Origin of the sequence: Gulosibacter sp. GYB002 (assembly GCF_036577665.1) — a bacterium.
GTDB classification, from domain to species: Bacteria; Actinomycetota; Actinomycetes; order Actinomycetales; family Microbacteriaceae; genus Gulosibacter; species Gulosibacter hominis.
On the sequence record NZ_JARBDD010000012.1, the window covers coordinates 1 to 255 of the forward strand.

A 255-nucleotide genomic window follows, 5' to 3' on the forward strand; every position below is an offset into this window, starting at 1 on the left:
ACCGTCTCCGACGAACCATCGGGGTAGGTCACGACCACTTCGTACACGTTGGTGGCAGGAGCAGCGTTGGTAGCCGACGACTTGATCTCACCGGTCTCCTCGTCGATCCAAACACCCTCGATGTCGTTCTTCAGCGCGAAGGTGGTGCCTTCAGGCATGTCACGCTCTTCACCGGTCTCTTCATCGGTGAACTTCGGTGCGGCAACCTCAGCAACCTCACCCTCGGTGACAGTCACCTCGGTGTACACCGGCTGG

1 protein-coding gene is annotated in these 255 nt (G+C 59.6%); it reads right to left on the reverse strand.

Annotated elements, in window-relative coordinates; translation table 11 throughout:
- Nucleotides 1-255, reverse strand: a 255-nt coding sequence (locus tag PV375_RS07090) for a Rib/alpha-like domain-containing protein (protein WP_332106719.1), incomplete at both ends; no start/stop codon positions are given.